The sequence below is a fragment of the Arhodomonas sp. KWT genome, assembly GCF_010993615.1.
The window spans coordinates 1-7,798 of record NZ_WNXE01000129.1 but is presented as its reverse complement, the minus strand read 5'-3'; the positions used below and the strand labels follow the sequence as shown (position 1 = coordinate 7,798).

At 69.3% G+C, this 7,798-nt stretch carries 7 protein-coding genes; 2 read left to right on the top strand and 5 right to left on the bottom strand.

The genetic code is table 11. The features are described 5' to 3' along the window. Together G7A99_RS14580 and G7A99_RS14575 are read left to right on the top strand one after the other, a co-directional pair. On the top strand, positions 1–1,962 hold a 1,962-nt coding region (locus tag G7A99_RS14580; RefSeq protein ID WP_163141396.1), incomplete at its 5' end, for a Lon protease family protein. Continuing rightward, complete coding sequence (locus G7A99_RS14575) at positions 1,952–2,791, top strand: universal stress protein (RefSeq protein WP_018716906.1); 840 nt, start codon at positions 1,952–1,954, stop codon at positions 2,789–2,791. The genes G7A99_RS14580 and G7A99_RS14575, both read left to right, overlap by 11 nt. On the opposite strand, the gene G7A99_RS14570 is transcribed toward G7A99_RS14575, so the two are convergent. The 5 genes from G7A99_RS14570 to ccoG all read right to left on the bottom strand — a co-directional run. After that, positions 2,792–3,505: a sulfite exporter TauE/SafE family protein gene (locus tag G7A99_RS14570; RefSeq protein ID WP_163141392.1), complete on the bottom strand. Its 714-nt coding sequence runs from the start codon at positions 3,503–3,505 to the stop codon at positions 2,792–2,794. Next, complete coding sequence (gene ccoS / locus G7A99_RS14565; protein WP_018716908.1) at positions 3,502–3,753, bottom strand: cbb3-type cytochrome oxidase assembly protein CcoS; 252 nt, start codon at positions 3,751–3,753, stop codon at positions 3,502–3,504. The genes G7A99_RS14570 and ccoS overlap by 4 nt, the downstream gene beginning before the upstream one ends. A gap of 19 nt (positions 3,754–3,772) precedes the next feature. Next, positions 3,773–6,202: a heavy metal translocating P-type ATPase gene (locus G7A99_RS14560; RefSeq protein ID WP_163141390.1), complete on the bottom strand. Its 2,430-nt coding sequence runs from the start codon at positions 6,200–6,202 to the stop codon at positions 3,773–3,775. Positions 6,203–6,212: 10 nt separating this feature from the next. Continuing rightward, a complete protein-coding gene (locus G7A99_RS14555; RefSeq protein WP_163141387.1) occupies positions 6,213–6,725 on the bottom strand; it encodes a FixH family protein in 513 nt (170 codons plus the stop codon). Positions 6,726–6,742: 17 nt separating this feature from the next. Beyond that, the coding region (gene ccoG / locus G7A99_RS14550) for a cytochrome c oxidase accessory protein CcoG (RefSeq protein WP_163141384.1) at positions 6,743–7,798 on the bottom strand (1,056 nt) is incomplete at its 5' end.

The following is a 7,798-nucleotide window of genomic DNA, read 5'->3' as shown; positions in this document are numbered from 1 at the left end:
CAGGAGGCGGCGGACCAGCAGGGTATCGCCCTGCTCCAGACCCAGAACGGCTTTACCTTCGCGCCCAAGGACGAGAACGGCGAGGTCATGGATCCGGAGCGTTTCCGGGAGCTGCCGGAGGAGCGGCGCGAGGCCATCGAGAAGGCCGTGGGCGAGCTCCAGGAACGGCTCCAGGCCGTCATCCAGCAGATGCCGCGCTGGCGCAAGGAGGCCCAGGAGAAGATCCGCTCGCTCCACGAGGAGATGGCGGTATTCGCCGTCGGCCACCTGCTGGAGGACCTGCACGGGAAATGGGCGGACTATCCCGGTGTGATCGGGCACCTCGACGCGATCCGCGAGGACGTCACCGCCAACGTCGAGGCCCTGATCGGCCAGGGCGGTGAACAGGGCCAGTCGCTGCAGGCGTTCTTCCGGCGCTATGAGGTGAACCTGCTCGTCGACAACGCGGAGCAGCAGGGCGCGCGGGTCGTCTACGAGGACATGCCGAGCCACCAGCGGCTCGTCGGCCGCGTCGAGCACCAGGTCCACCAGGGCGCGCTGGTCACCGACCACCACCTCGTGCGCGCCGGCGCGCTGCACCGCGCCAACGGCGGCTACCTGATCCTCGACGCACGCAAGGTCCTGACCCAGCCGCTGGCCTGGGAAAGCCTCAAACGGGCACTGTTTTCCCGGCGGGTGCATACGGAGCCGCCGGAGCAGTACTTCAGCCTGATCAGCACGGTCACGCTGGAGCCCGAACCGATGCCGCTGGACGTCAAGGTGATCCTGCTCGGTGAGCGCAGCCTCTACTACCTGCTCACTGCCTACGATCCGGACTTCGCCGAGCTGTTCAAGATCGAGGCGGATTTCGAGGAGGACCTCGCACGCACCGACGAGAGCATCCACGACTACGCGAGGCTCGTCGCTACCCTGGCGGGCGAGCGCGAGGTCCGCCCCCTGGACCGCCAGGCCGTGGCCCGGGTCATCGAACACGCCAGCCGGATGGCCGACGACAGCGAGCGCCTGTCGATCCACAACCGCGCGATCGGCGACCTGCTCGTCGAGGCAAACCAGTGGGCGATCCGCGACGACAGTCGGAATATCCGTGCGGACGACATCCAGCAGGCCATCGACCACCAGGTCTACCGGGCCTCCCGGGTGCGCGAGAATATCGACCGCGCCATCCAGCGCGAGACACTGCTCATCGACACGGCCGGTTCCGCGGTGGGTCAGGTCAACGGCCTGTCGGTCATGCAGCTCGGCGGCCAGGCCTTCGGGCGGCCTGCGCGGATCACCGCCACCGCCCGGCTCGGGCGTGGTCACATGGTGGACATCGAGCGCGAGGCGAAGCTCGGCGGCAATATCCACTCCAAGGGGATGATGATCCTCTCCAACCTCCTCGCCTCGCGTTTCGCCGGAGAAGCGCCGCTGTCGCTGGCGGCGAGCATCGCCTTCGAGCAGTCGTACGGCGGCATCGACGGCGACAGCGCCTCAGTGGCCGAATACTGCGTCCTCTGCTCGGTGCTCTCCGGCCACGGCCTCGCCCAGGGCATCGCCGTTACCGGCTCGGTGAACCAGCACGGTCAGGTGCAGGCGGTAGGGGGCGTCAACGAGAAGATCGAGGGTTTCTTCGACGTCTGCAGCCAGCGCGGCCTGGACGGCAGACAGGGCGTCGCCCTGCCCCGGGCCAACATCGCCAACCTCATGCTCCATCCCCGTGTCGTCGACGCGGTCGCCGCCGGCCGCTTCCACATCTGGCCCCTTTCCCACGTGGACGATGCGCTGACCCTGCTGACCGGAGCCGAGGCCGGTGTGGTCGATGCTGACGGCCACTTCCCGGACGGCACCGTCAATCGTGCAGTTGCGGACCGGCTCCGGCATTTCGCCAAGCTGGCCGAGCGGCGCAGTGGCGGCGACGGCGCCGCTGTAAAGAGCGATAATGGCGATAACGTCGGTGACGGGGAAGACGGCCGTGAAGAGTGAACCGGCGGTGACGCGTATCCTGGTCCTGCTCGACGATACCCGCGGCGCCCGGGCCGCGCTGGAGACCGCGGCCGACCTCGCCGCGCATCAGCACGCCGAGCTGGTCGGTCTGTTCGTCGAGGACACCGACCTGCTGCGCTCCGCCGGCCTGCCGTTCAGCCACGAGATCAGCATGACCTCCGGCCAGACGCGCCCGCTGGAGGCGGCTCTGGTCGAGCGCGAGCTGCGGGAACGGGCCCGTCTCCTGGAGCAGGCACTGGCCAGTGCGGGCACACGGCGGGCGCTGCGGTGGCGCTTCGAGGTCGGTCGGGACCGGCTTGAGCGCGCTGCCGACACGGCCGCCGAGCCCCGGGACACACTGGTCGTGGGCCGCAACGGCTGGCGCCGGCACTACGGCCCGGCGATGGGGAGCGTCGCCTCGCGCCTCGCCCGTGCCACCCGTTGCAGCGTGCTGGTGGTGGGTGAGGAACGCCCGCGCCATGACCGCCCGGTGGTGGTCCTCCAGCCCGGCGGCGACGATCCGAGCCCTACCCTGGACACGGCGATTCGTCTGGCGCGGGACCGCAGCCGGCCGCTCTGTATCCTGTTGCGGCCGGGCAGCGGCCCGTCGGCGGAGCTGGAGAGGCTGGCGGGCGAGTGGTCCCGACGGGTTGGGACGCCGATCCGCTTCGAGCATATCGCCGATACCCGTGCGCCCACGCTGGTCGAGGCCCTGCACCGGGCCGAAGGCCAGGCATTGGTGATATCACGGGCGAGCGAGCCGCTCGCCACCGCAGAGGGCTACCGGCTGCTCGACGAGCTCGACGTGCCCGTACTCGTCATCGACTGATCACGCCGGGGCGCAGTAGAGGGCGTTGAGCCCGGAGTAGATCGGGACCGACGCCGTCCACACGCCCATCGCCAGGATCGTCATGCCGAGCGCGAGCCGCACCCGCCCCCGGGCGAGCAGGCGGCCCGTCACCGCCGCCGCCGTACCGGTCAGGACCATCGCCGGCATCGTTCCCAGACCGAAGGCCACCATCACCGCTGCCCCGTCCGCGGCGCCGCCCGCCAGCGCCGCGGCCACGAGCATGCCGTAGACCAGGCCGCAGGGCAGCCAGCCCCACAGACCGCCGAGCAGCAACGCCTTGCCGGGGCTGCGTACCGGCATGAGGCCGCGGGCCAGCGGCGCGATACGGGCCCACACCCGCATGCCGCTGCGCTCCAGGGGGGCAAGCAGCCGCCAGTTGAAGGCGACCTGAACGCCGATTGCGGCCATGACCAGCCCCATCGCGACTCGCAGGCCGCTGGTCCATGCGCCGAGACTGATCAGGCTCGCCAGCCACAGGCCAACACCGCCGGCAATGGCACCGGCCACGGCATAGCTGGTCACACGACCGGCGTTGTAGGCGAGCGCATACCCGAACAGCCGCCACGGTGTCCGCCGCTCCGGCGCCACCCCCATGCCGAGCGCGGAGGCGATGCCGCCGCACATGCCCAGGCAGTGGGTGCTGCCCACCAGGCCGGCGAGCAACGCCCCGATAAGGGTGATGTCCCCCATCATTGGCCGCGGTCCTCATCGTCGGCGTCTTCATCTGCCCCCGGATCCGCGTTGGTACGCTCCTGACCGGTCGTTGCCTCGCCTCCCTCCTCCGGCGGTGTCTTCGACGGGCCTTCGTCGTCCATGAGGATCCGATAGGCCGGGCTGTCCAGGTCGTCGAACTGACCGTTGCCCACGGCCCAGAAGAACGCTCCGACAAAGACCACCAGGAGCATGAGGGCCAGCGGGATGAGGACGTAAAGAATCGTCATGGCAGCCTCCGGAAAACGATCAGGGCGTCGCGGTGGGTATCGCCGCCGGGTCATGCCCGTCGGGCCCGAACCGGGGGGCGCGCCAGCGGTTCGCGCGCAGGGCGTTGCCCACCACCACCAGCGAACTCAGCGACATGCCGACGGCGGCCATCCACGGCGTGAGCATGCCCGTCGCCGCCAGCGGGAGCGCGGTGAGGTTGTACAGTGCCGCCCAGATCAGATTCTCCCGGATGATCCGGACCGCACGTCGGGCGCCGTCGGCGGCTTCCACCAGCGCGGAGAGATCATCCCGCATCAGGACCATGTCCGCGCTGTTGCGCGCCAGCGCGCTGCCCCGGCCCATCGCAACGGAGACATCCGCCCCGGCAAGGACCGGGGCGTCATTGATGCCGTCGCCCACCATCACAACGCGTTCCCCCGCGCTCTGGGCCTCGCACATGCGCGCGAGCTTATCCTCCGGACGCATGCGCGCCCGCCAGTCGTCGACACCGACCGCGGCGGCCACCTCGGCCACGGCCGCGGGATCATCGCCGCTGGCGATCTCCACCGTCAGCCCCCGTGCCTGCAGTGCCTGTATAGCGGGGACCGCCTCGGGGCGGAGCTGGTCGGCCAGCTCGAAGGTCGCCAGCCAGCCGTCGCCGTCGGCGAGGACAATCCCGCCCGCCGGCGCCGTCGTGCCCTCCGGCAGCGCCCACCCCGGCCGGCCGAGACGCACCGCCCGGCCATCGACGTTGCCCGCAAGCCCTGCGCCCGGCTCTACCGTGACCTCCCCTGCCCGGGGCAGATGCTCGCCGGGCGGGAACGCCCCGGCGATCGGGTGCTCGGAGTGTGCCTCGAGCGCGGCCGCCAAAGCATAGGCCTCGTCCCGGCCGATACGCCCTGCGACCCGGATGCGCCGGATACCCGGGGTGCCGGTGGTCAGCGTGCCGGTCTTGTCCAGGATCAGCCGCGAGGCACGGGCCAGCCCTTCGACGGCGTCCGTGCGGGTCACGAGTAGTCCTCGCCGCGCGAGCGCGCTGGTCGACGCAACCAGCGCCGTGGGCGTCGCCAGCGACAGCGCACAGGGACAGGTCGCGACCAGCACTGCCAGCGTGATCTCAAAGGCCGCTCCCGGCTCCAGCCACCACCATACGCCGGCGATGACCGCCGTGCCGACCAGCACGGCCGAGACGAACCACCCCGCGACCCGGTCGGCCACCCTCGCCAGTCTCGGGCGCCGGGTCTGTGCGCGCTCGAGCAGGCCCACGATGGCGGAAACGAGGGTTTGGCGCCCGATCCGCTCGACACGGATGTCGAGCACGCCGCCGGTATTGCCGCTACCGGCGAGGACTGCATCGCCCGCGCCCCGCGGCACCGGCTCGAATTCGCCGGTGATCAGGGACTCGTCAACGGCGCTCCGCCCCGAGACCACCGTGCCGTCCGCGGGGATGGTATCCCCCGGCCGGACCCGCACCCGGTCGCCCGGCTGGAGCTCACGCAATGCCACCCGCTCCGGCCGGTCCTCTGTCAGACGCAGTGCGGTGGTCGGCAACGTCTGGGCCAGTGACTCGGTCGTCCGGCCCGCCCGGTGACGGGCGGCCATCTCCAGGGAGCGGGCGACGGTGAGGAAAAACACGAACATGGTCGCGGAATCGAAGTAGACCTCGCCGCCGGCAACGAGGGTATTCCAGACACTCGCCGCGAACGCGCTGCCCACGGCGAGCGCCACCGGCACGTCCATGCCAGGTCGGCCGCCGCGCACATCGCGCCAGGCACCGCGGAAGAACGGCGCACCGGCATAGACAACCACCGGCGTCGCCACGAGCAGGCTGACGAGACGCAGGAACGCCTCAATCTGTGGATCCATGTCGTTGTGGATCGCGCCCGCATACAGCCCGACCGCGTACATCATGACCTGCATCATACCGAGCCCGGCCACCGCGAGCCGCCGCAGCATCGCGCGGCGCTCACGGATGATCCCGGGGATGGCCTCGCCGGCCTCCAGCGGATGGGCCCGGTAGCCGATGCCGGCGAGATGCCGCAACAACGTGCTCAGGGTCGCAACGGTCGTATCCCAACCGAGCAGCAGGCGTCCGGTGGCCGGGTTGACCTGTACGGTCTCCACGCCCGGCTCGCGCTCCAGCACCCGCTCGATCAGCCAGGCACAGGCGGCGCAGGTAATCCCCTCCAGCGCGAACACCGCTTCGCGCGTGTGCTCGCCGACGGGATGGCTGACTTCGTCGAGCAGCGTCTCGCGGTCGTAGGCTGACCACTCGTCCGCCTCGGGCTCAGGGCGGCTTGAGGGTGCGGTGCGGTAGCGGTAGAAATCCGTCAGTCCGCTGCCGGCGATCAGACCGGCAACGGCCTCACAGCCCGCGCAGCATACCGGTCGGTCCTCGCCGTCTATCCGGACAACACGGCGGTCTCCGGCCGGAACCGGATCGCCGCAGTGGAAGCACCGCTCCGCCATCGCCGGCCGGTCAGGCGCCTCCGTCGCCGTCCGATCCCCCGAGCCGGAGATCGCCCACCTGGGCCTTCAGTTCGCCACGCAGGCGCCAGGAACCGTCAGCGGGCTCGATGATGACATAGCGGCGATTGTCGATGGCACTTCCGGTGCCGCCACGGTACAGCCCGGTCTGATCCCGGTGCACCTCGACCCCGAGGTCGCGCTTGGCGATCGTCGGATGCACCAGCTTGACCTTCAGGTTTTCCGGGGGTTTGTCGAGACCTTCCAGGGCAAGCGTGACACGCCCGCTGTCCCGCTGGACATGCACCCGCGCGCCGACGCCAAGGGCATCGGCGCGGTCGTAGGCTGCACGTTCCTGGATGTAGGTCTTGCCCAACTGCGAATAGTCATCGACCACCAGGTCGTCCATGTTCCCGTTGAGCACGATGACGGTACCGATCATCGCGATCACCCAAACGCCCAGCGGGGCGAAGACGAACCAGCACCAGAACTGCCGGTACCAGGGCTTTTGGTCTTCAGTGCTCATTGCGCTTGCGCTCATCATCATTCACCACGGTGATACGGGCCGTGGAAACGGGTGGTCTCGGTGACGGATACGCTGCCGTCCTCGGAGGTTACCGTCAGCTCCACGTCGGTACCCGGCGTGCTCATTACCGACGCATCCACTCTCAGACGCACCGGCACGTTCCGTTGTTCCCCTGAAGCGATCTCGATCCGCTCCGGATCGGTGTCCGCCGTTATTCCAGGCAGCCCCGACGCGGACACCGTGTAGGTGTGCGCCTGCTGGGACATGTTCAGCACCTTCACGTCGTAGACGTTCTCGATGCGGCCACCATCGAGCTCGCGGTAAAGGGCATTACGGTCCGGCAGGATATCCACACGCATCGGCGTACGCATCGCCACCGCGGTGAGCGTGCCCGTGATCAGCGCGAGAAGCAGCACGGAGTAGACGATCACCCGGGGGCGGAGGATGCGCGTCGGCTTGCCCTCGAGCGTGTTCTCGGTCGTATACCGGATCAATCCGCGAGGATAACCCATCTTGTCCATGACCTGATCACAGGCGTCGATGCAGGCCCCACAGGCGATGCACTCGTACTGCAGGCCGTCGCGGATATCGATGCCCGTGGGACAGACCTGCACGCACAGGGTGCAGTCGATACAGTCGCCGAGGCCGAGCTCGGCCGGATCGGCGCCGCGCTTGCGCGGGCCGCGCGGTTCCCCCCGCGCTTCGTCGTAGGAAATGACGAGGGTGTCCCGGTCGAACATCGCGCTCTGGAAACGGGCGTACGGGCACATGTACAGGCACACGTTCTCCCGCATGAACCCGGCATTCCCCCAGGTGGCGAAGCCGTAGAAGACGAGCCAGAACGTCTCCCAGGGACCCAGATCCAGGGTGATTACACGCAGGCTGAGCTCACGAATCGGCGTAAAGAAGCCCACGAAGGTGAGGCCGGTCCAGGCGGCGAGCAGGATCCAGATGCCGTGTTTGGAGAATTTACGGATGACCTTCTCGCGGTTCCACGGACCGCGGTCCAGCTTCATCCGCCTGGGACGGTCGCCCTCCGTCCAGTGCTCGATCCAGAGAAACACCTCCGTCCA